The sequence below is a fragment of the Vibrio marisflavi CECT 7928 genome (assembly GCF_921294215.1).
GTDB classification, from domain to species: domain Bacteria; phylum Pseudomonadota; class Gammaproteobacteria; order Enterobacterales; family Vibrionaceae; genus Vibrio; species Vibrio marisflavi.
The window spans coordinates 1,724,053-1,745,702 of record NZ_CAKLDM010000002.1 but is presented as its reverse complement, the minus strand read 5'-3'; the positions used below and the strand labels follow the sequence as shown (position 1 = coordinate 1,745,702).

The following is a 21,650-nucleotide window of genomic DNA, read 5'->3' as shown; positions in this document are numbered from 1 at the left end:
CAATCAATTCGACATATTCGTAATAAATTCAATGGGCGTACTGCCCATTTGTTATATATCAAAGTAATCTAAATTTGTACCTATCAAGTAGCTTAAGTTCAAGAACAGGCGAACTTTAAGTCAAGCCTTACATATATAGGCGCTTGAAGGTGAAATGACTAATCACTACTTGAACGGAAAGCATCGGTGCGAAAATATACTCGGCTCATAATAGCAATTTCTACAGTCTCTTTGCTGACGTCATGTGCCAACTTGTCGAGCGGGAATCTATTTAGTCACTATAGTGCACAGAATAAAGGTGTTTATCAGGCGGTGGAAGCGGGTCGCTACAGTAAAGCGGTAGAGGCTCTTCCGGAGCACAATATAGCCGGAACTATCCTCGATAATATGGAAAGAGGTCGAGTATATTATTTGGATCAAAAGTATGCGGATAGTATGGCGAGTTTCCAGAAAAGTGATCAGGCAGTGAAGAAGTGGCAAAATCAACCTGTCGTCTCCATTTCTGATACAGCAACAGATATCGGTTCTTTAGCCGCTAACGACAATTTAAATGAATACCAACCTGCAGATTACGAGCTCGGCTTCTTACACCTTTATTTAGGGCTTAATTACCTCAATAAGAATGACTTAACCGGTGCATTGGTTGAGATGCGTCAAGCCAACCAAGTGCAAATGAAAGCTCGACAAGACAGAGCGAGTGAGCTGAAATCTGCGCAAAAGCAAATGCAAAGTGAAGGTATTTCACCAAACTTAGGCAGCGTGCTCGCGAACTACCCAAATGCTGGGAAGGTTTTGGGAGAAGTGCAGAATGCCTACTTATTCTATTTATCGGCACTATTGTATGAGACGTCTGGTGATCTAAATGACGCTTATGTTGATTATCGTCGAGCTCTAGCTGTGATGCCGGATAATCAACAAGTGATTAATGGCACGATTCGAGTAGCGAATATGCTTGGTATGAATCAAGATTTGCAGCTATTGCTGAAGCGCTATGGTCAGCCTAAAACAATGCAGAAAGATCAAGCGCGGGTAATTGTCATTGAGGAAGAAGGCGAAGTTGAAGCTAGGCAAGAGTGGAAGTTGTCTTTGCCACTGTACAGTAGCAGCGGCGGTGCTATCTATTCCTTGTCACTCCCGTACTATCCAAAAGTTGAACCTGAACGATTTTCACCATTGCGTTTAAACGACAAAAAACTGCCCACAGATAAGTTAGTGAACGTCAATGCCATGGCTGAAAATGATCTGTCAGAGCGACTGCCTACTATTATTATTCGTCAGGCCCTTCGAATATATGCAAAAGATCAGATTCGACGCGAAGCTGCTGCTAAAGGAGGGGAAATCAGCAATTTGATTCTAAACTTATGGAATACATTTACTGAGCAAGCGGATACACGCAGTTGGCAAACGCTGCCGCGTAATGTTTATACTGCTAGTCGGTTTGTCAAAGCTGGAGAGCAAAGCGTTAATGTTGCAGGGCGCGATTATGAATTCAATGTAAAAGCGGGCCATACAGCATTAGTTTGGATTTCACGCCAAGGTGGCAGCGCCGTCATCTGGCACAAACAACTAGGAAGATTGGAATGAAAAAGTGGCTTTTATTCGTACTTGTCGCGTTTTTTGTAACAGGGTGTGCCCAAAATACTGCAGGGCTACAAATTGACGGTGAGTCTCACAAGGTTCTATTTGGAGACAAAGTACTTGGTTCAAGACTTGTTGTAAATGACATCGCGACGACTCAAGTTGATGGCCGTGCTCGTGGCGTGGTTCGCTTGACCAGTAAATACAAGGGTAATTTGAATATCTTGTATCGTTTCTCTTGGTATAATGACCAAGGGTTGGAAGTCAATACCAGTTCAGGTCCTTGGCGTCAGGCTATTGTTTACGGTGACGCATCAGTATCATTGTCTGAAGTGACGCTGAATCCAAATGGTACACAGTTCCGTTTGCAGATTCGTGAGAACAATGACTAAGTGCTAGGGATATGCGCTTATAAAAAACAAATTACTAGTAAGTGATTTAAATAAATATACTCAAACAAAATTAGTAAATTGAGGAAACACCAATATGAAAAAAAGTGCTATTGCATTGATTGGCTTGGCTGTTCTTCTCGGTGGCTGTACAAACAAAGTCACTTACGAAGATCCAAACGCCGTTGATACAACGTCGGTAGATTTTAACTCAACAGATCTACAAAAGATTGCCAACAACATGGTTGATAGTATGTTGATGTCACCTTCTATTGCAGCGATTACGCGTAATAACCGTCCGATTGTGTTTGTTGATGGAATCAAGAACAAAACTAGTCAGCATATTGATACTGAGTCTATTACAGATTCAATCAGTACTAAGATGCTTAACTCAGGTAAGTTCCGCTTTGTTGATATGAGCCGTGTAAATGACGTTCGTAAACAGTTGAACTTCCAAAACCACGATGAGCTTGTTGACCAAAATACAGCTATTAAGTTTGGTAACATGGTTGGCGCTCAATACATGTTGTACGGAAACTTGTCTAGTATCGTTCAGAGCAATGGTAGTGATAAAGATGTATACTACAAGATGACTATGCGCTTGATGGATCTGAAAACAGGTCTTATCGAATGGGCAGATGAAACTCAAATCCGTAAACAAGAATCTAGAGCACTTATCGGCTTCTAGGGTCTCTTGACCATCAGGAGTGATTTATGGCGAGAATGCCGTGGCGAGATGCGTGTCGGCTAGACAACTCTCTAGGATCGCTAGATCACTTCTTTAAAAGCCCTCCAGACTATGCGCAAACCTTGTCTGGAGGGTTAACTAACCGTTGTTGGAAAGTTGTTCTTACCAATGGCGAATGCTATGTTTGGAGACCAGATAGTCAAGTTCTCAAAGCTTTTTCTATCTCACGATTTCAAGAACATAGAATTTTGTCCGCCATCCAACCTGAAAACCTTTCACCCAAACCGTACCTTATCAACTCTAACGGGTTGCTTGTTGAATGGATTGAAGAACAGCAAACTGACCCCATCGATTTTGAATCGTTGCTTCAACTGTTTGCGAAAGTCCATGGTATGGACGTCTCCTCAATAGCAATCGCGCCGTTTAATTATACTGCTAGAGTTGATCACTACTGGATCCAAATCGACTCTAACCTGAAGACAGCAGAACTGAACCAACTTTATCTGCAGTGGCGTGCAGCCCCTACGATTCCTGACGTGCCACAAACATTGTGCCATTTTGACCTCGGGCCCTACAATGTTGTCGCTACCGCTGGTGGCTATAAAATCATTGATTGGGAGTACGCTTCACTTTCTGATCCGAGACTTGACCTAACCTTGATTCTCATTGCTTGCAAAGAGCCTATAGAAGAATCCGTACAGCGATATTGCTTAATGCGTCACCTTGAAGGTGTTGATGACTGGGTAGAAGGTGTGCTTCAGTGGCAGCCTAGAGCGAAACTAATGGCGATGCTGTGGTTTTTATTGGCCTATCAGCTAAAAGGCGGTGATTATTACTTGCAAAGTGCTAAAGAGTTGGAGGAAGCTCTAAGCGACCAAAGCGACCAAAGCGACCAAAGCGACCAAAGCGACCAAAGCGACCAAAGCGACCAAAGCGACCAAAGCGACCAAAGCGACCAAAGCGACCAAAGCGACCAAAGCGACCAAAGCGACCAAAGCGACCAAAGCGACCAAAGCGACTGAATACTAAATTTGTGTGATATATCCGCTTTATCTGCGTTAAAGCCTTACTTTCTATGTTAGATTTACTGAGAGCTTGAAACAGGCTTTTAAGGTAGGTCGTGGAGGTTTTATGATTATATATTTACATGGGTTTGACTCAACTAGCCCAGGGAATCACGAGAAAGTTCTTCAGCTTCAATTTATTGACGAAGACGTCAGGTTTATCAACTACAGCACTCTGCACCCTAAACATGATATGCAGCACTTGCTAAAAGAAGTGCACAAGCTTCTAGAGCATTCGGATGATTCATCCACTATCATATGCGGTGTAGGTTTAGGTGGCTATTGGTCTGAACGCATTGGCTTTTTGAGTGGTATTAAGCAAGTAATCTTTAACCCTAACTTGCATCCAGAACACAATATGGTTGGTAGAATTGATAGACCCGAAGAGTATGAGGACATAGCAACAAAGTGTGTCGAGAAATTTAGATCTAAGAATAAAAACAATTGTTTGGTAATTTTGTCCTCAGAAGATGAAGTACTGGATAATAAAAAGACAGCTTCTGAGCTGGACGCATATTATGAAGTAGTATGGGATGAGCAGGAAACTCATAAATTTAAAAAGATATCTCATCACTTACAACGCATTAATGAATTTAGAAATGCGTAAAGCATTTTCGCGTGGCCACAAACCTTGGCCGCGCGTCCTTTCTACTCTGATTACCTTCCCCCCAATTAAGCCAAATCAAAAGTTGCGTGACTGGTTAAGGCATATATAATGATGCAAACATACAAATGTTGATACATATCAAAAAAGTAAGAGTAAGTCGTAACTTGCCGAAAAATAGTAACTTATTGGCTTAAAGGCCGATTTTTTCCAATATAAATTCGTGAAGCTCAGATGGCATACAGGATACTTAGTACCCAGAATTAAATAGAATTTATCAATACGCGGAACAAAAAGAAGTTTCTTGATCGTTGTGAGGCTGCCTAAAGGCGCTTAACCTTGAAAGAACACTATGTCGTATTGAGCCATTTTTATCACTTTTAGAGGATTATTGTTGTGACACGAATTGTCGTTGTTGGCGGTGGTGCCGGCGGTTTAGAGCTTGCCACAAAACTTGGCCGTACGCTTGGCCGTAAAAAACGCGCTCATATTACACTGGTTGATCGTAAAGCGAGCCACTTGTGGAAACCTTTACTTCATGAAGTGGCCACTGGCTCATTAGATGAAGGTGTTGACGCATTAAGTTATCGTGCACACGCTAAGAACCATCATTTTGACTTCCGAATTGGCAGCTTACGTGATATCGATCGTGAGCGTAAAGTTATCACTCTTGGTGAGATGAGAGACGAGCAAGATCAACTATTGATGCCTAGCCGTGAAATAGAGTACGACCTGCTGGTTCTTGCTATTGGCTCAAAATCTAATGACTTTAATACACCGGGCGTAAAAGACAATTGTATTTTCCTAGATAGCCCAGAGCAGGCGAGTCGATTCCGCACTGAGATGAATAACGAATTCTTACGCCTGCATGCGAAGCACGGTGAAGGTATCGTAGATATCGCAATTGTGGGTGGTGGTGCGACAGGCGTAGAACTCTCTGCAGAGCTTCACAACGCCATTAAAGAACTGCACAACTATGGCTTTAAGGATTTAGATTCTAGCAAACTGAATATAAACCTAATTGAAGCTAGCGAGCGAATCTTGCAGGCGCTTCCTCCACGTTTGTCTGGCTCTGCACATAAAGAGCTAACCAACCTAGGTGTTAATGTTCGCACCTCTACAATGATTACTTGTGCAGAAAAAGACGGCTTGATCACGAAAGGCGGTGAGAAAATCCCTGCACAAATCATGGTATGGGCCGCTGGTATCAAAGCTCCTGACTTTATGAAAGAGATTGCGAGTTTAGAAACTAACCGAATCAACCAATTGGTTGTTAAGGATACTCTGCAAACTACTCGCGATGACGATATTTTTGTTATCGGTGATCTGGCTCAATGTACCCAACCAGATGGCTCATTTGTGCCGCCACGTGCGCAAGCTGCTCACCAAATGGCTAGCCGCGCGTTTAGCAATATTGTTGCTAAACTAAATGGCCGTGAGCTAAAACCTTATATCTATAAAGATAAAGGCTCTTTGATCTCTCTTAGCCGCTTCTCTACTGTTGGTAGCTTAATGGGTAACTTAACCAAAGGCTCGATGATGGTTGAAGGTCGAATTGCACGTGTTGTATATATTTCGTTGTATCGAATGCACCAGATGGCTCTACACGGTATGTTTAAAACATTGCTTATCATGCTAATGGGGCGCATAAATCGCTTGTTGCGACCGAAGCTAAAGCTGCACTAATCAAAGATTATCCGATACTATATAGCCCCTTCAATGGGGCTATTTTTTAATTCAAATCTTCTGGTGTAATAGAGAACACCATTCCGGCTTTTGGGACACCACGACTTAGGTAGCGGTTCTTAGCAATTACCTCGAATGACGCGTGACACGCTTGTGCCAGTTTTTGGCTTGGTAGGTTATTTGGATCGCAGACGATCTCTATTCTGGTGATTTTTAGCTTATCAAAGCAAAACTCTACGACGGCATTGAGAGACTCTTTTCCGTAGCCTTGATTTTGATAGCTATCGGCGATCCAGTAGCCGAGGCTGACCATATTGAACGTATGATATAGCTCATTGACAGATACCATACCAATCAAAGCATTGTCTTCTCGACGAAAGACACCGAAGCCAAATGATTTTGCTTGAATCCAGTTTAAGCGGGTAGTGAGAAGGAACTCATCAGCATCATCAACAGAAAAATTGTCAGAGCACCAATCTACCCATTGATGTAAAGAAGGAGATTGCTTGATGCAATCTGAAAGCTTTTGCGCGTCGTCTGAACTCACCAACTTCAATACTAAGCGCGGTGTGACAATTTGAAAGTCAACGACCATAACGATGCTTCTATATTCTTGTGTTAGCCAAAGTATATTCTTAGATTCGTGGGGCGGTAGAATTGATCAGAAAGAGTGTGATCAAAAAGCCCTCGACAAGCGAGGGCTATACAAAGCATGATAATGAGCTTATTTCACCTTACGAACCTGGATAATCATTCCCATTAGTGGGTTATCTAGATAGTAAGTTTCCGAGCTTCTCATTCGGCGCTTTTGTTTCATCTGGTATGTCTTCAATATGGTTTCCACTTTGAAAGGTGGAGTTACCTGCTCCATATGACCTACCTGTACTCCAGAGTTATCTTGGTCTAGATCAGAGTTTAAACCTATTTGCGGATCACTAATGATAGTTTTCTTCGTACTAGGCTCTCGTAAGTCTAGAGTGGTGTCGGCATAAAGGTAATGCTCAACGTAGATCTGTAGCTTTCCATCCAGTTCATACAGTGGTTTTGGCACGGAATGTTCGGTTACACCATCCATAACTTGCTGACCGACTACCGCTTTTTTCTCCGTACCATCAGGGTCAAACTGCGACGCAAAGTTTTTTCCAGCTTGGATTCTAAATACAGGTGCAGAATAGCGGCCTTGGTCGCCTTGTCGCCACGCAACATGCATTAATACTTGAAAACCTGCGTGGTTGTTTAGCGTCTGAACTTGCTTATCGAGCTTGTAAGCTGAAGGAGGCAGCATAGTGACACCTTTCTTAGCTAAGTAAGCACTGTTGTAAAAACTTCCAACACCTTTCATATTGATTGGCGGAAGATCATTCGGCCATGATTCATTGACGCTTTGTGGATTCACTACGCGTTTGAAAATAATCACTTCTATGTCGAACTGTCTCTTCGCTGCGAATACAGGCGCAGAAACAAAAATGAGCATTAGTAGTGGGAGCAGTTTTTTCATTATGACTCCGTCGTCAGATAGAAATCGAGTCGCCAACCAAACACAATGTATTATGCCGTTGTCGTGATTAAATTATTTCGAAACTCAGCTAACATATCAGTCACGAACTGAGTTCGTTTGCGCCTATCGGTTAATGGTACAGCAAACTTAAGTTTAGTTGGCCCTTCCATAGCGAATTTTTGTGGCTGAGATTGCAAGAGTTTAACCAAATAGGCCGGGTTTATGTCAGCATTTGGATAGAACTCAATATAGCCACCTTTGTCATGAGCTTCTATTTTCTTCACTTTTAGCGTACCTGCGGCAATTTTAACCTCAGATACTGATAGCAAGTTCTTTGCAGCATCGGGCAGCAGGCCAAATCGGTCGATAAGTTCAACCTTGATCTCCGATAGTTCGTCAGAGTTGTGCACACTCGCTATCTGTTTATACATAGATAGCCGAGTATTGATGTCTGGGATATAGCTATCAGGGAGCAGGGCTGGGATGCGCATTTCAACCTCAGTCTGCTCTCGAAGAAGTTCATCTAGCGACAGCTCTTGACCATTTTTGAGTGCTTCGACAGCTTGTTCCAACATTTCCATGTACAGCGTAAACCCGACCGATTGAATTTGACCACTCTGTTCATCACCAAGCAGTTCACCAGCGCCACGTATTTCTAAGTCGTGCGTTGCCAAAGTAAAGCCTGCTCCTAAGTCTTCTAGAGAAGCAATAGCGTCAAGGCGTTTAATGGCATCTTTGGTCATCGCCTTTGGATGCGGTGTTAAAAGGTAGGCATACGCTTGGTGATGAGAACGACCCACGCGTCCACGTAATTGGTGAAGCTGAGCTAGGCCTAGATTGTCTGCGCGATTCATAATAATGGTATTGGCGGTTGGGACGTCGATACCTGTTTCGATGATCGTTGTACAGACCAAAAGGTTAAAGCGCTGATGATAGAAGTCGTTCATAATGCGTTCTAGCTCTCGTTCACGCATTTGACCATGTGCCACGGTGACTCGGGCTTCAGGAATCAACTTTTCTAAATCTTGGGCTACTTTTTCGATTGTTTCTACCTGATTGTGCAGGAAATAAACCTGACCACCACGCATAATTTCACGTAGTGCAGCTTCGCGAATCACGTTGTCGTCATGTTGACGGACAAAGGTTTTGATCGATAGGCGCCGTGCTGGAGGAGTAGCGATTATCGACAGGTCACGCATGCCACTCATCGCCATATTCAGCGTTCTTGGAATTGGAGTTGCGGTTAAGGTCAAGATATCTACGTCAGCACGCATTGCCTTAACTTTTTCTTTTTGCCTCACACCAAAGCGGTGCTCTTCATCCACAATGAGTAAGCCAAGATCTTTGAACTGTATATCGCTAGATAGAAGTTTATGTGTGCCAACTACAATATCGACTTTACCTTCGGACACGTCAGCTAAAATCTGCTTTTGCTCTTTTGCTGATTTGAATCTAGACAACACTTCGACTCGAATAGGTAAGTTGGCAAAGCGATCTCTAAAGTTTTCAAAATGCTGTTGAGCAAGCAGTGTGGTTGGGACTAGAACAGCGACTTGCTTGCCATTGTCGGTGCTGACGAAAGCCGCTCGCATCGCGACTTCAGTTTTACCGAAGCCAACATCACCACACACAAGACGATCCATTGCCTTCGGCTGACACATATCGGACAACACAGAGTTGATAGCATTCGCTTGGTCATCTGTTTCTTCAAACGGGAAACCGGATTTGAAAGTCGCATATTGACCTCGATCCAATACGAATTTATAGCCGGGTTTAAGCTCTCGTTTAGCGTATACATCGAGCAGTTCTGCTGCGACATCTCTGACTTTCTCAGCAGCTTTCTTCTTAGCTTTTGCCCAACTTTCGCTACCGAGTTTGTGAATCGGAGCGCTGTCTTCTGCACCGCCTGAGTAGCGGCTGATCAGGTTGAGTGATGAAACCGGTACGTAGAGCTTAGCCTCGTTTTGGTACTCGAGCATCACGTACTCGGTGGCCATCCCTCCGGCTTCTAGTGTTTCTAAGCCTATATATCGCCCAATACCATGGTCAATGTGAACAACAGGCTGGCCGGGCTTGAGTTCAGCTAGGTTACGAATAACTGTATCGCTGTTGACGACCTTTTTATTTTTCCGGCGATGCTGTACGACTCTGTCACCGAGCAAATCGCTTTCACAAATTAATGCGACTTTAGGTTTGCTGAATATAAAACCGTGTTCACTGGCACCTATAACTAGCGAGAACTTGTTGCTGTTATCTAGAGCGCTTTGGAAGTTTTCTGTTTGCTCGGGCCTTAATTTAATCCCTTGTAGCAGTTCAACTAAGGCTTCTCTTCGGCCTTCAGATTCAACTGAAAATATCACCTTGCCGTCAAATGACTCGCAGAATTTACGTAGCAAGTTCAGCGGTTCATTCAATTGATGCTGAACGGCCAGTTCTGGCAACGGTTGAATTTTTAGATTCGTGCGGCCAGCCTTATTTTGCACAGTGTCACGACTAAGTGTTATTTGCGCAAACCCTTTTAAATGCCCGAAAAGCTCATCTTTTTTCAGCCATAGCTCATCTGGAGGTAGCAGGGGCCTTAGAGGGTCAACTTTACGCTGCTCGTATCGAAAGTCTACGTCTTCTAAAAAGCTGTCGATTGGCGCTTCTATATCGCCAACTACGATAAGCTGGCAGCTATCGTCAATGTAATCGAATAGAGTTTCAGTACTCTCGAAAAACATTGGTTGCCAGTATTCAATACCAGCTGGCCAAGTTCCTTTAGAGACTTGAGAGTATACTGATTCAGGCTCACGGCGTGCTTCAAAACGAAGACGCCAGCGAGTGCGAAACTCTTCAATCGCGTTTTTGGTTGTTGGAAACTCGTGCGCTGGGAGCAATTGAATGCTTTTGATTTCTTCTATTGAACGTTGATTTTCCGGATCAAATGTTCTGATAGTGTCGATTTCATCATCAAAGAAGTCGATCCGGTAGGGAAGTTGGCTGCCCATTGGGAATAGATCGAGAATCGAACCACGACAGGCATATTCACCTGGCCCAAATACTTGGTCGACGTGGCGATACCCTGAGTTCTCCAATTTGATACGTAGCTTGTCGAGTGATAGAAGGTCACCAGAGTTAACCATCAATGTATGCTGCAGCATAAAGCTACGCGGCGCTTGTCTTTGGAGAAGCGTACTAACAGGCACAACAGTAATTCCAGAGCGCAGAGTTGGAAGCTGATATAACCTAGCGATTCTGTCCGAGATGATCTCTTGGTGAGGAGAGAAGCTATCGTACGGTAGCGTTTCCCAGTCGGGGAAAAGTGTTACATCTTCACCGTAGAACTGTTCAACTTCACTCACTAGCTTCAACGCAGTTTGTGGATCAGGAACGGCTAGAAGAGTGTGTCCTTGGTGAGAGTTTGCCAATTCAGAGATAGCGAGAGCAAGGCTTGCTCCTTGTAAATTGCCGACATGTTTTTTGTCTCCAGCTCCATTCGGGTTCGCTAGAGATAGCAAGGAAGATGTAGTCATGATAAAGCGTTAAGTTATTCTCGGTTTAGAGTGCGCTCGCGCAGTAGTTTTTGTTGCTGGTGAAGTGCAGCTTTAATCAACAAGTCTTGGTCTTGTTCGCGCAGTAATATGTATTCCATAGTAACAGCGTAACCATTTTCATGTTCGACACATTCAACCACTTTGGTGTAGCAGTATATCGCAGCTGCGGGATGTTCCAAAAATAGTTTTGCTCGCGAGTGGGAATCGATGGGTAATGCTGAGTTTGACTGATAGGAGAACTGGCTTGCACCAAAGGAGAGTGTGTGGAAGCGATGCTGTTTGTCATCTTGCTCGGATAGCATGTAGGTTAAGATTAAGTTGAGCTTTGAGTTCTGGTGATCGAGTAGCTGCATCACATAACGTAAATCGCTGTGTTTTAGCTCAAGCATCGCTTTGTCATTGAGCTGGTCAAGCTGACTAAATTCGCTGGCAATGATAAAAGAGTGCGGGATTTCGGCCTCAAATTCATTGATGGTTGGCAAAACATAGTCATCGGTTAATGGTTCTACATTAACCACCATCGAATGATGAACGCTAAAATACTCTTGTCCTGCCATGATAATTTCCCTTTTTTGCTATCTTTGTGATTATAACTAAATAACAATTGTCTGTTGACCTTTTACTATGACTTTTGTCGAGGCAGTACAAAAGTTAGAGTCAAGAGAAAATGGGCACTATATATATTGAACTTACAGTGTAATATGCCTGTCATTAACTGTTCTTATGCCTATGTTTTTGCAAAGCGGCGAAATTTACCTGTTTATAGCAAATAAAGGCTACAACGAAACGTTGTTAATCGTTACAGTATCCCGACTTACTTAATATTGGTTTTTTCTATGTATCCATCCATTTCGGCATTTATCGGTTGGCGTTATCTCAGAGGGCGCTCCGGCGATAGGTTTAGCCGTTTTGTGTCTTATATTTCTACCGCTGGTATTACTATTGGAGTGATGTCCCTAGTGACTGTATTATCAGTGATGAACGGTTTTGAGTCTCAACTTAAGCATCGAATACTTGGTGTTCTCCCACAAGCTGTGGTGTCTCTGACTAATGGAGACACGCCTATGAAGTCATCTCCTCCATCTTTTGTGTCTGAATTGTCGAGTGCTCATCCTCCTCAGCCGATAGTTCGTGGAGAAGCTGTTATTCAAAGCGCCTCTGAACTGACAGTAGGAATGATGATAGGAGTGGAACCGAAGGATAACGACCCAATTCAGCAATATATAATGGCAGGGCGGTTAAGCACATTAACACCCGGCTCATATCGAGTATTCATCGGGCAAACTCTAGCTCGTAACCTTAATGTATCCATTGGAGACAAGCTTCGCTTAATGGTTACTAGTGCAAGTCAATTTACACCATTTGGTATGATTCCACGTCAGCGCCTGTTCACAGTTGCAGGAATTTACAACACGGGCTCTGATGTGGATGGGCAGCTAATTGTCACCAATATGCAAGATGCAGCCAGCTTAATGAGGTTAAAGAAAGGAACAATATCTGGTTGGCGATTGTTCTTTAAAGACCCATTTGTTGTCAGTGAGCTCTCAAAACAATCGTTGCCTGAAGGTTGGAGCTGGAGTGATTGGCGTTCCCAGCGAGGGCAGCTATTCCAAGCTGTGGGCATGGAAAAAAGTATGATGGGATTAATGTTGGGGCTGATTGTTGCGGTTGCTGCGTTTAATATTGTCTCAGCACTGATTATGGTTGTTATGGAGAAGCAATCAGAAGTCGCCATATTGAAAACTCAAGGTATGACCAATCGTCAAGTGTTAGGTATCTTCATGGTACAAGGAGCGAGTAGCGGTACTATTGGTGCTCTTGTGGGGGGGGCACTAGGTATAGCTTTGGCGCTAAATCTTAATACCGTATTGCAAAGCATGGGAGTATCTTTGTTTGCACTAGGTGGACAGCTGCCTATTTCTATCAACCCATTGCAAATTTTTGCAGTTATCGTTTTGGCTATTGTTCTTAGTTTCTTAGCCACATTATTCCCTGCTTATCGAGCATCTTCAGTTAAACCAGCCGAGGCCTTGAGATATGAATAGCCTTCTACAATGTCAAAAAATTTATAAAACCTATCAAGAAGGTTCTGTTTCTACTCAAGTGCTCAAAGGTGTGAGCTTTGATCTACAAAAAGGCGACTTCGCATCCTTGATAGGATCGTCCGGTTCAGGGAAAAGTACACTTTTGCATATATTGGGTGCACTAGATGATCCTTGTGAGGGAAGTGTGCAGTTTTTAGGTCATGATTTATCTAAATTAAATAGCGACAAGCAGGCAAAACTACGTAATAAGCACTTAGGTTTTGTATACCAGTTCCATCATTTGTTATCCGATTTTAGTGCAGAGGAAAATGTTGCGATGCCTCTTTTGATTGGAGGGACAAAAATGTCTGTTGCGAAACGAGAAGCAAGGTTGTTGTTAGATAAAGTGGGATTAAGCCACCGCTTGTCACACAGACCTTCGGAGCTTTCTGGAGGAGAAAGACAGCGCGTCGCGATTGCCAGAGCTTTAGTGAATAAACCCGATCTAGTATTAGCGGATGAGCCTACTGGCAACTTGGATCATAATACTGCGTTATCAATTTATGACTTGATGCGAGAGCTCAATAGTGAATTTAATACTGCCTTTCTTGTTGTAACTCACGATGGCGAGCTGGCAGGGAAAATGGATAGGCAGCTTCATATGCAAGATGGCTTGCTAGTTGGGGAGAGGGGCGCGTAGATGATTGCATCTCTATCATTGCTCATCGGAAGCCGATTTAGCCGCGCTCGGCAGCGAAACAAACTAGTCTCGTTTATCTCACTATCTTCGACAATTGGAATTGCTGTTGGAGTCGCAGTGATTATCATTGGCTTGTCTGCGATGAACGGATTTCAGCGAGAGCTTAATAACCGGGTACTTTCTGTTATTCCTCACGGTGAGTTTGCAGGTGTTCGAGGCCCTATCCAAAATTGGCAACCTGTTTTGAAACAGGTGAAGGAAAGCCCAAAGATTATAGCTGCAGCTCCCTATGTTGGTTTCACTGCTTTAGCGGAAAAAGACTTAAAGCTGAAAGCTATTGCTGTTAGAGGCATTGAGCCCTCTGAAGAGTCTGCTGTATCTGATATGTCGAAATATATTGAGCCGAGTGCTTGGAAAAACTTTAAGGCTGGCAAGCACCAGATAATTTTGGGTAAAGGTGTTGCCCAAGAGCTAAAAGTTAAAGTGGGTCAATACGTCACCTTGATGATTCCAAAGAGCAATGAGACAACACGTGTCCAAGCTCCAAAGCGAGTCCGTGTAAAAGTTGTTGGCTTATTAAACTTAGAAGGTCAGATTGATCACACACTTGCTTTATTGCCTCTAAAAGATGCTCAGCAATATACAGATATTGGCAGTGCTGTTACTGGAATCGCCGTCAAAGTATCAAACGTTTTGGATGCAACGCAAATTGTTCGAGAGGTGGGTGGCCACTTGAATGTTTACGTTTACTTGAGAAGTTGGCAACAGAAATATGGATTCTTGTACAGCGATATTCAGTTGGTAAGAACCATCATGTATCTAGTAATGGTTCTTGTGATTGGTGTTGCTTGTTTCAATATTGTTTCTACCCTGATGATGGCAGTGAAAGATCGTTCTTCAGAGATCGCTATTTTGCGCACGATGGGGGCTACGGATTCTCTAATTCGACGAATATTCGTATGGCAAGGCGTTTTTTCGGGAGTATTAGGCAGTGTTGTTGGTAGCGTGTTCGGTGTTGTGGTTGCCCTAAATCTAACTTCGCTCGTAGATGGGTTACAGGATCTAATCGGTCACCGATTCTTATCTGGCGATATCTACTTTGTTAACTTCTTACCTTCGCAAGTAGACTTCTCAAATGTCCTAGTGGTGTCCGCTACAGCGATAGTCCTTAGCTTCGTCGCAACATGGTATCCAGCATCTCGCGCAAGCAAGCTGAATCCAGCGATGGTTTTGAGCTCGAAATAAGCTAGGTTCAAGATTAGAAAGAATAGTATGAAAAAAGGGGCTAAACGCCCCCTTTTTTCATACTTGTATTCACAGCTGTTTACACGCTAATAAGTAGCTTTTCTCAACCTAGGTTCTTGCTGGTTTTCTGAACAGAATATAAAGCTTAACCTTAATTTCGAACTGGTTAACGCAGTTGCCTTTTTTGCCAGCTACGCACAACGGAATATCGCCATAACCCTTTGATGCCGAAATAACCGATTAGGCCAGAGATGATGCCGCAGACAATACAACCGAGTACGAAAGGGGGGCCTATTGTGTGCATTTGTTGCATGATGAAATCCCATGAAAGTTCAAAGTGGAATGGTTGGGGAGGGGTATGCAGTAAATAAGCTCCAACTTTATACGCGAAGTAAAACATTACAGGCATGGTAATAGGGTTGCTAACCCAAACTAACGCAACAGATAAAGGGAGGTTTACACCGCAGGCTATCGCTAAGCCTGCAGACATAATCATTTGGCTTGGTAGAGGCACAAACGCCATGAATAGGCCGATAGCGAAAGCACCCGCTGCAGAGCGTCGGTTTAAACACCACAAGTTTGGGTTATATAAAACGTTGCCAAATACTTTTAGTGCCTTCTGACGTTTGATGACATCATGATCAGGGATAAGACGTTTAATGAACTTTTTTGGCATAGAAAAACATGGCTCTTATTTTAAATATCGGACGTTACTTGTATTTATTCTCACAATTTTAAGCGCTCCATTTTGGCCAGTCTTGCCGAGTCTGACATGGAGTCTACCTACTGCGGTCCTTATCGTTGTTTGTATAAAGTATAGGAGGTTAAATTGGTTCTTTGGGGGAGGGATTGCGTTATTAGTTATCTTACTCAAAGGGAACCAGTTATATGAGCAATCTCATGCCATCTTCCAATTTGGCGAGCATGTTACCATATCTGCAAAAGTAGGCAGCTATTTTAAAAAAATTAATCACGGATATGAGGGAACAGTAGAAGTTCTAGCAATAGATGGTCAAAAGTTAAATTACTTTGAGCAAGGACAAATTCGTTTGATTAACAGCTTTCCACTGAGCGTTGGGGATGAAGTATTCGCAAGAATAAAATTGAAACGAATATCTGGTTGGTTGAATGAAGCGGGGTTTGACAAAGAAAGTTTTTATTTTAGCCAAGGCTGGCTTGCGAGAGCTTCTGTTATTGGTGATGTCGAGGTAACTAAAAAAAGCACTTCTCTTAAAACATATCTATTTAATCAAGTATCTAGTGATACATCAACATTGCAGCATCGTGGCCTAATTAGAGCACTACTATTTGGCGTTAGGGATGAAATACCAAAAGAAATTTGGTTCAACTTACAGCGAAGTGGTTTGGGGCACTTGTTAGCAATATCTGGCTTACATATTGGTATTGCCTATTTTGTTGGTTACGCCCTAGGATTGGTAGGTTCACGCTGTTCCAAACAATTGGTTTGGATGCCGATTTTTCTGGGGTGTCTTGCTGCTCTCTTTTATGCGTGGTTAGCCGATTTTAGTTTGTCTACCCAGCGAGCGTTGACAATGTGTTTATTTAACGTTGTATTGCTTTACTCTCGACTTCGAATAAGTGTTTGGATACGCTTGCTATCGACGCTAGCAGTTGTGCTTACCGTTTATCCTTTCTCTTTTATGTCTTCTGGTTTTTGGCTTTCTTTTGTCGCAGTTGCAGTGTTGTTCTACGTAATTGAGTCTACTGAAAACAATTCAATTCTATTAAGAGCCGTAAAAATACAATTCTCCTTGATTATCCTGATGGGGCCTGTTAGCGCTCTTTTCTTTCAAGGTATTAGCCTAAGTGGCTTTCTCTATAACTTGGTTTTTGTCCCTTGGGTTAGTTTTGTTGTGGTGCCATTTCTTATGCTTGCTAGCTGTCTATCTTTGGTTGGTGTGGGCTCTGGAATATGGCAACTCAGCTCTTGGTTGTTCAAGCCAGTTGTTTTTGCAACTCAGTTTGCTACATATGGCTGGTTACCCATCTCCAAGGCGATTTGGCTAATACTTCTTTCGGCGACTATGTTGCTACTCTTATACCAAGTTGTGTCGCGCAGTTTTGTGCCCCTACTTTCCGCTATTCTTGCCAGCAACTTAGCCATTGCTGACCTATTTAAAAGTCAACCTGACTGGCGCATAGATATATTAGATGTCGGTCATGGGCTGGCGATCTTAATCGAGCAACAGGGGCGGGTTGTAGTTTACGACACTGGGGGTGTCTGGTTGGGTGGAAGCGTTGTAGAGTCGGTGATAAGTCCAGTATTGACAGGACGTGGCGTAAGCAAAATAGAAGGATTGATTCTGAGTCACCAAGATTCAGATCACGCTGGTGGTAAAGGTATACTGAACCATAAATATTTGCCGAAATGGGTGAGATCTAGCTCGCCATCAAGTGGTGAGATGCCATGTGAAAGCGGAGTGTCTTGGAAGTGGAAGGCTCTAGCATTTGATGTGTTGTGGCCTCCCACTATGGTTTCACGAGCATTTAATCCACATTCCTGCGTCATACGAGTCCATGATTTAGAATCTGAGCACAGCGTTCTGCTTGCGGGGGACATAGAAAGTGTGGCTGAGTGGCTGATAGTTCGGCAAAAAGGAGAGCTACTTGCTAGCGATATTATTGTTGTACCTCATCATGGAAGTAGTTCTTCGTCTATTGATAAATTTGTATCGTCGGTACAGCCAGAAATTGCCGTCGCATCTTTAGCAAAAAGTAATCAATGGCAATTACCAAACCCAGAAGTCGTAAATCGTTACAAGAAAGTTGGTGCAAACTGGCTTGATACAGCTGAGAGCGGGCAGGTTACTATTGAGTTCGTCAATAAAAGTAAAAAAATATCGACGTTAAGGAATAGTCAAAGTGGTAGATGGTATAGGCAGATGCTGCGTAACGGAGTAGAATAGCCGGAATTTTTGGAAATAATACCAACACCAATATGTCAGAAAACACAGATGAAACAACTTGGCAGACCTTTAAGCGGCTTTGGGTTTATATTCGCCATTACAAAACCGGATTAGCTGTTGCAATAGTTGCTTTGATAATCAACGCTACATCAGATACTTACATGGTCTCTTTGCTTAAACCTTTGCTCGATGAAGGGTTTGGCAATACTCAGTCAGATTTTCTCAAGATCCTGCCAATAATTATTTTAGCAATGATGTTTATTCGAGGCACTAGTGGTTTTGTATCTACTTATTGTCTTAGTTGGGTATCCAGTCATGTAGTGATGAAGATTCGCCGCCGTATTTTCAACCAGTTTATGCATATGCCAGTCTCCTTTTTTGATAAGGAATCGACAGGAGCTCTGCTTTCACGCATTACTTACGATTCTGACCAAGTTGCTGGTGCAACAAGTAGTGCGCTGGTGAGCATTGTCCGTGAAGGAGCCAGTATCGTAGGCTTGCTAGTGTTGATGTTCTGGAATAGTTGGCAGCTTTCTTTGGTTTTGCTAATTGTTGCTCCTATTGTGGCATGGGCGATTGGTGTGGTTTCCAAACGTTTTCGTAAGATTTCGCGTAATATGCAGACCGCTATGGGGCAAATGACTTCTTCGGCTGAGCAAATGCTAAAAGGCCATAAAGTAGTGCTAAGTTATGGCGGTCAAAAAGTGGAAACCAAGCGCTTTGACCATGTGAGTAACTTAATGCGTCAGCAGTCGATGAAGTTGGTTGCGGCTCAGGCCATTGCTAACCCTGTTATACAGATGATTGCATCAATGGCTTTGGTCTCCGTGCTGTTTTTGGCAAGCTTCGACTCTATTCGCGAGCAACTTACGGCGGGTACTTTCACAGTTATTTTCTCAGCTATGTTTGGTTTGATGCGTCCACTGAAATCTTTAACCGGTGTTACGGCAGAGTTTCAGCGTGGTATGGCAGCAAGTCACACGTTATTTTCGTTGATGGATTTAGACACTGAAGTTGATAACGGCAAATATGAAGCGAAAAATATCCAAGGTGATATCGAAGTTAAAAATGTAACTTTCACTTATCAAGGTAAAGAAAAACCCGCTTTGCGAGATGTGAGCTTTACTATACCTAAAGGTAAGACGGTTGCTCTTGTTGGGCGATCTGGTTCAGGGAAAAGTACCATCGCTAATTTGTTCACGCGCTTCTATGACGTTGATTCAGGTTCGATAAACTTGGATGGTTATGATATCCGTGATTACACTCTGACTAACCTACGTAAACACTTTGCGCTGGTTTCTCAAAACGTCCACCTATTTAACGATAGCATTGCCAACAATATCGCATATGCTGCGGAGAAGGATTACTCGAAAGATCAGATAGAGGAAGCCGCGAAACTTGCTCACGCAATGGAATTTATTGGCCCAATGGAGAATGGCTTAGATACTGTTATTGGCGAGAACGGCACCAGCCTTTCTGGAGGCCAGCGTCAACGAGTTGCGATTGCTCGAGCTCTATTGAGAGATGCTCCGGTTTTGATTTTAGATGAAGCGACGTCTGCGCTTGACACTGAGTCTGAAAAAGCGATTCAGTCGGCTCTTGATGAACTGCAAAAAGACAAAACCGTGTTGGTGATTGCCCATAGACTATCTACTATTGAATCAGCAGATGAAATATTGGTAGTTGATGAAGGCGAGATAATCGAGCGCGGTGATCACGCAAATCTGTTAGAAAAAGATGGTGCTTACGCTCAACTTTATAAAACACAATTTGGTGAATAAATACCTTGATTGACAAGATATGGTTTAAAAACCATCCACTTAGTTATTTTTTGTGGCCACTCTTGTGGCCACTCAGTTTACTATTTAAATCCCTGTCGAAAAGAAGAAAAGCGCAGTATCGAGACGGAAAGAAAGAAGTATATCGTGCTCCCGTTCCAGTTGTAGTTGTTGGTAATATTACCGTCGGTGGTAATGGAAAAACGCCAACAGTTATTTGGCTGGTTGAGCTTTTGCAACGCCAAGGTTATAAACCTGGCGTGGTATCTCGAGGTTATGGTGCCAAGGCACCGAGCTACCCACTACTACTCAATTCTGAGACGCCTACCCAGCATTGCGGTGATGAACCCAAGTTGATTCACCAGCGTACAGGCGTCCCAGTAGCGGTGTCGCCAAATCGTTCGCAAGCAGTTAAAGCGTTGCTTGATTCAAATGTAGATATTGTCATCACTGATGACGGATTACAGCACTATGCTTTGGCAAGAGACATAGAGTTGGTTGTGGTTGATGGTGTGAGGCGATTCGGAAATGAAAGACTGATGCCTCTAGGGCCGCTTAGAGAAGAGGTTTCCCGCTTGGACTCAGTCGATTTTATCATTGCAAATGGTGGAAAAGCTCAGAATAGCGAGATATCAATGAGCTTAACTCCAAGTTTAGCTGTGAATCTGAAGACACTAGATCAAGCTCCTGTAAGCCAATTAAGTGATTTAGTTGCATTTGCTGGTATTGCTCACCCGCCGCGTTTTTTCGATACGTTAGAGCTGTTAGGTGCAGATTTACGACTTACTAAAAGCTTTGCCGATCATAAAGACTTCGATAGCTCAGAGCTGATGTCGTTTGCTTGCCAAGGTAGCAATGTCATAATGACAGAAAAAGATTCAGTCAAATGCGAGCAATATGCGCAGGACAATTGGTGGTATTTGCCCGTTTCTGCCAATATAGCTGAATCTGATGAGATGAAAATTTTAGATAGAATTAAAGAGGTTATGAAAGATTATGGATCACCGTCTGCTTGAGATTGTGGCATGCCCAGTTTGTAAAGGTAAGCTAACTTTTGACAAAGACAGCCAAGAACTTGTTTGCAAGCTTGATAGACTGGCTTTTCCAATTAAAGAGGGAATACCAGTTCTACTTGAGTCCGAAGCAAGAACCATGTCTATGGAAGAAGGAAGATAATGTCTTTCACCGTGATTATTCCAGCAAGGTATGACTCAACCCGACTCCCGGGTAAACCACTTGCAGATATTCACGGTAAACCCATGATCCAATGGGTTTATGAACAAGCGTGTCGCTCAGGTGCAGAACACGTTGTTATTGCAACTGACGATAATAGAGTCAAACAAGCCGCTCAATCATTTTCGGCACCTGTTTGTATGACTTCTTCACGGCACCAGTCCGGGACCGAGCGGTTAGCTGAAGCCATCGATTTGCTGAACATTCCTTCGGATCGCATTGTAGTTAATGTGCAAGGTGACGAGCCGATGATTCCTGTTTCTATGATCAATCAAGTTGCTAACAATCTTGCAAATTCCCACGCGCCAATGTCGACACTCGCAGCGCCCATCGCTTCTAAGGAAGATGTTTTTAATCCTCACGTTGTTAAAGTGGTATGTGATAAAAATGGATATGCGATGTATTTTAGCCGAGCATCTATCCCATGGTATAGAGAGTGGAACGATACAACGAGTGCGAAAGTTCAGCAGCCGCTATTACGTCATATTGGCATTTATGCCTATCGTGCTGGGTTCGTTAAAGAATATATCAACTGGCCAACTTCTACGTTAGAGCAAGTTGAAGGCTTGGAGCAACTGCGAGTATTGTGGCATGGAGAAAAAATTCATGTTGACATTACTGCTGAAACACTTGGGGTCGGCGTGGATACTGAGCAAGATTTAATGGAAGTGAGAAAGCGAATACTGGACTAACGTGTTTG

At 43.1% G+C, this 21,650-nt stretch carries 18 protein-coding genes and 1 pseudogene; 14 read left to right on the top strand and 5 right to left on the bottom strand.

The annotated features are described in order from the left end of the window. Nucleotides 1–186: 186 nt before the first annotated feature. The 6 genes and pseudogenes from L7A31_RS14765 to L7A31_RS14740 all read left to right on the top strand — a co-directional run bounded on the left by L7A31_RS14765 (nucleotide 187) and on the right by L7A31_RS14740 (nucleotide 6,009). The gene (locus L7A31_RS14765; protein WP_237362539.1) at nucleotides 187–1,584 is read left to right on the top strand and encodes a COG3014 family protein; all 1,398 of its coding nucleotides are present in this window, start codon (nucleotides 187–189) and stop codon (nucleotides 1,582–1,584) included. Then, nucleotides 1,581–1,970 (top strand): YcfL family putative periplasmic lipoprotein, encoded by a 390-nt coding sequence (locus L7A31_RS14760; protein ID WP_237362538.1) that lies wholly within the window; start codon nucleotides 1,581–1,583, stop codon nucleotides 1,968–1,970. Before L7A31_RS14765 ends, L7A31_RS14760 begins: the two co-directional genes overlap by 4 nt. Before the next feature lie 94 nt (nucleotides 1,971–2,064). Continuing rightward, nucleotides 2,065–2,655: a penicillin-binding protein activator LpoB gene (gene lpoB / locus L7A31_RS14755; RefSeq protein WP_237362537.1), complete on the top strand. Its 591-nt coding sequence runs from the start codon at nucleotides 2,065–2,067 to the stop codon at nucleotides 2,653–2,655. A gap of 26 nt (nucleotides 2,656–2,681) precedes the next feature. Then, a pseudogene (locus L7A31_RS14750) lies at nucleotides 2,682–3,524 on the top strand (phosphotransferase); the annotation flags it as partial. Between the two features lie 262 nt (nucleotides 3,525–3,786). Then, nucleotides 3,787–4,326 carry an alpha/beta hydrolase YcfP gene (gene ycfP, locus L7A31_RS14745; RefSeq protein WP_237362536.1) on the top strand — a complete coding sequence of 180 codons (540 nt, stop codon included), beginning with the start codon at nucleotides 3,787–3,789 and terminating at the stop codon, nucleotides 4,324–4,326. 393 nt (nucleotides 4,327–4,719) lie between these two features. Continuing rightward, entirely contained in the window at nucleotides 4,720–6,009 is a 1,290-nt protein-coding gene (locus L7A31_RS14740) for an NAD(P)/FAD-dependent oxidoreductase (RefSeq protein WP_237362535.1), read from the top strand. A 46-nt stretch (nucleotides 6,010–6,055) separates the two neighbouring features. Here the strand turns inward: L7A31_RS14740 and L7A31_RS14735 are convergent, their stop codons facing one another. The 4 genes from L7A31_RS14735 to L7A31_RS14720 form a co-directional block, all read right to left on the bottom strand. Further along, the gene (locus L7A31_RS14735; RefSeq protein ID WP_237362534.1) at nucleotides 6,056–6,604 is read right to left on the bottom strand and encodes a GNAT family N-acetyltransferase; all 549 of its coding nucleotides are present in this window, start codon (nucleotides 6,602–6,604) and stop codon (nucleotides 6,056–6,058) included. 129 nt (nucleotides 6,605–6,733) lie between these two features. Continuing rightward, nucleotides 6,734–7,507, bottom strand: coding sequence for a peptidoglycan binding protein CsiV (locus tag L7A31_RS14730; RefSeq protein WP_237362533.1), 774 nt, complete (start codon nucleotides 7,505–7,507; stop codon nucleotides 6,734–6,736). Nucleotides 7,508–7,557: 50 nt separating this feature from the next. Then, nucleotides 7,558–11,022, bottom strand: a complete 3,465-nt coding sequence (mfd, locus tag L7A31_RS14725; protein ID WP_237362532.1) for a transcription-repair coupling factor — start codon at nucleotides 11,020–11,022, stop codon at nucleotides 7,558–7,560. A gap of 14 nt (nucleotides 11,023–11,036) precedes the next feature. After that, nucleotides 11,037–11,600 (bottom strand): PilZ domain-containing protein, encoded by a 564-nt coding sequence (locus L7A31_RS14720; RefSeq protein WP_237362531.1) that lies wholly within the window; start codon nucleotides 11,598–11,600, stop codon nucleotides 11,037–11,039. A gap of 279 nt (nucleotides 11,601–11,879) precedes the next feature. On the opposite strand from L7A31_RS14720, the gene lolC reads away from it, so the two are divergent. Genes lolC through lolE form a run of 3 tightly spaced genes read left to right on the top strand, consistent with a single transcriptional unit; the run spans nucleotide 11,880 to nucleotide 15,012 of the window. After that, on the top strand, nucleotides 11,880–13,088 hold the full coding sequence (gene lolC, locus L7A31_RS14715) for a lipoprotein-releasing ABC transporter permease subunit LolC (RefSeq protein WP_237362530.1): 1,209 nt from the start codon (nucleotides 11,880–11,882) through the stop codon (nucleotides 13,086–13,088). Continuing rightward, a complete protein-coding gene (gene lolD / locus L7A31_RS14710) occupies nucleotides 13,081–13,767 on the top strand; it encodes a lipoprotein-releasing ABC transporter ATP-binding protein LolD (RefSeq protein ID WP_237362529.1) in 687 nt (228 codons plus the stop codon). Before lolC ends, lolD begins: the two co-directional genes overlap by 8 nt. Then, nucleotides 13,768–15,012 (top strand): lipoprotein-releasing ABC transporter permease subunit LolE, encoded by a 1,245-nt coding sequence (lolE, locus tag L7A31_RS14705; protein WP_237362527.1) that lies wholly within the window; start codon nucleotides 13,768–13,770, stop codon nucleotides 15,010–15,012. A gap of 166 nt (nucleotides 15,013–15,178) precedes the next feature. Here the strand turns inward: lolE and L7A31_RS14700 are convergent, their stop codons facing one another. Continuing rightward, nucleotides 15,179–15,688, bottom strand: a complete 510-nt coding sequence (locus L7A31_RS14700; RefSeq protein ID WP_237362526.1) for a DUF2062 domain-containing protein — start codon at nucleotides 15,686–15,688, stop codon at nucleotides 15,179–15,181. On the opposite strand from L7A31_RS14700, the gene L7A31_RS14695 reads away from it, so the two are divergent. From L7A31_RS14695 to kdsB, 5 genes are read left to right on the top strand one after another with little or no spacing between them, the layout of a single operon-like run. Beyond that, a complete protein-coding gene (locus tag L7A31_RS14695; RefSeq protein WP_237362525.1) occupies nucleotides 15,672–17,939 on the top strand; it encodes a DNA internalization-related competence protein ComEC/Rec2 in 2,268 nt (755 codons plus the stop codon). The genes L7A31_RS14700 and L7A31_RS14695 overlap by 17 nt on opposite strands. Nucleotides 17,940–17,971: 32 nt before the next feature. Next, the gene (msbA, locus tag L7A31_RS14690; RefSeq protein ID WP_237362524.1) at nucleotides 17,972–19,720 is read left to right on the top strand and encodes a lipid A ABC transporter ATP-binding protein/permease MsbA; all 1,749 of its coding nucleotides are present in this window, start codon (nucleotides 17,972–17,974) and stop codon (nucleotides 19,718–19,720) included. A 5-nt stretch (nucleotides 19,721–19,725) separates the two neighbouring features. Next, nucleotides 19,726–20,733 carry a tetraacyldisaccharide 4'-kinase gene (lpxK, locus tag L7A31_RS14685; protein ID WP_237362523.1) on the top strand — a complete coding sequence of 336 codons (1,008 nt, stop codon included), beginning with the start codon at nucleotides 19,726–19,728 and terminating at the stop codon, nucleotides 20,731–20,733. Beyond that, nucleotides 20,714–20,893 (top strand): Trm112 family protein, encoded by a 180-nt coding sequence (locus tag L7A31_RS14680; protein ID WP_237362522.1) that lies wholly within the window; start codon nucleotides 20,714–20,716, stop codon nucleotides 20,891–20,893. The genes lpxK and L7A31_RS14680 overlap by 20 nt, the downstream gene beginning before the upstream one ends. Then, nucleotides 20,893–21,642: a 3-deoxy-manno-octulosonate cytidylyltransferase gene (gene kdsB, locus L7A31_RS14675; RefSeq protein ID WP_237362521.1), complete on the top strand. Its 750-nt coding sequence runs from the start codon at nucleotides 20,893–20,895 to the stop codon at nucleotides 21,640–21,642. Before L7A31_RS14680 ends, kdsB begins: the two co-directional genes overlap by 1 nt. The last annotated feature ends 8 nt before the right edge of the window (nucleotides 21,643–21,650 follow it).